This window comes from Candidatus Contendobacter odensis Run_B_J11 (assembly GCF_000531125.1).
In the GTDB taxonomy this organism is placed as follows: domain Bacteria; phylum Pseudomonadota; class Gammaproteobacteria; order Competibacterales; family Competibacteraceae; genus Contendibacter; species Contendibacter odensensis.
Map to the genome: position 1 here is coordinate 1 of NZ_CBTK010000051.1, position 1,825 is coordinate 1,825.

Consider the following 1,825-nt stretch of genomic DNA (forward strand, 5'->3'; position numbering starts at 1 on the left):
TTCACGAAGCCTATGAAACCGGGCGTGGCCGGGTGCAGATGCGTGCCCGCACCGAGATCGAAGCCGACGAAGCACGTAATCGCCAAGCCATTATTGTGACCGAGTTGCCCTATCAGGTAAATAAGGCCAGGCTGATTGAGAAGATCGCCGAGTTGGTTAAAGATAAAAAGCTGGAAGGTATTTCTGAACTGCGCGATGAATCCGATAAGGACGGCCTGCGTATTTATATCGAATTGCGACGGAATGAGAATGCCGAAGTAGTACTCAACAATTTGTTTCTGCACACCTCGCTGCAATGTGTATTCGGCATCAACATGGTAGCGTTGGTGGATGGGCAACCGCGCCTGCTCAACCTCAAGCAGGTGCTGGAAGCGTTTTTGACTCACCGCCGCGAAGTGGTGGTGCGGCGCACTGTATTTGATCTGCGCAAAGCTCGCGAACGCGCCCACATCGTTGAAGGGCTGGCGGTGGCGCTGGCGAATCTGGATCCACTGATTGTTCTGATCCGTTCCGCTGCCGATCCCGCTGCTGCCCGAACCGCATTGCTGGCGCAGGTCTGGATTCCGGGAGCAGTCACCGAGCTGCTGGCGCGTACCGGATCGGACAGTTCGCGCCCGGAGGATTTGCCAGCCGAATTTGGCTTGAGCGCGGCGGGCTATCGGTTGTCGCCGATCCAGGCGCAGGCCATTCTGGATTTGCGACTGCATCGCCTGACCGGTTTGGAACAACGAAAACTGCTGGACGAGTATCAGGAATTGCTGGGTCGGATCGTGGACTACCTGGAGATTCTGACCTTGCCGGAACGGCTGACGACGGTGATTCGCGCTGAGTTGCAGGAGTTGCGCACCCAGTATGTGGATGCCCGCCGCACCATGATTTTGCCCGACGAGCAGAGTTTCAACCTGGAAGACTTGATTACCGAGGAAGCGGTAGTGGTTACGCTGTCACACGCCGGCTATGTCAAATCACAGCCGCTGTCACTGTACCGGGCGCAGAAGCGCGGCGGGCGTGGGCGGGCAGCCACCACGGTCAAGGAAGAAGATTTCGTCGATAAGCTGTTCATTGCCAGCACTCACGATACCGTGCTGTGCTTTTCCAATCACGGCAAGGTGTATTGGAAGAAGGTGTACGAACTGCCGCAGGCCGGACGGATTGCCCGGGGTCGTCCGATGGTCAACCTGCTGCCGCTGGAAGAAGGCGAGCGTATCAACGCGGTGTTGGCAGTGCGCGAATTTGACGCCGATCACTATATATTTTTCGCCACCACTCACGGTACGGTTAAGAAAACCCCGCTGTCCGAATACTCCCGCCCCCGCGCCAGCGGCATCATCGCCATTGATTTGCGGGACGGCGATCAACTGGTTGACGTCGCGCTGACCCACGGCCAGCGTGATGTAATGCTGTTTACCGATGCGGGTAAGGCGCTGCGTTTCACCGAAACTGAAGTGCGGAATATGGGCCGATCCGCCTGCGGAGTACGCGGCATTCGCCTGGGCGAGGGGCAAAAGGTCATCGCTTTGATCGTGGTGGATGAGGGCACGGTGCTGACTGTCACCGAAAACGGTTACGGCAAGCGCACCCCGGTGGCCGATTATCCGCACCGTGGGCGCGGCGGGCAGGGTGTCATCGCGATTCAAACCTCGGAGCGCAACGGCCAGGTGATCGGCGCGGTGCAGGTGGAAAGCGACCACGAGATCATGCTGATCACCGACGGCGGCACCCTGGTGCGAACTCGGGTGGAGGAAATTTCGCTGGTGGGTCGCAATACTCAGGGCGTTAAGCTGATTAACCTGCACGGTGGCGAGAAACTGGTCGGCGTTGAAAA

General features: G+C 58.2%; 1 protein-coding gene. It reads left to right on the top strand.

The annotated features are described in order from the left end of the window. The coding region (locus BN874_RS04650; protein WP_034431173.1) for a DNA gyrase C-terminal beta-propeller domain-containing protein at positions 1 to 1,825 on the top strand (1,825 nt) is incomplete at both ends.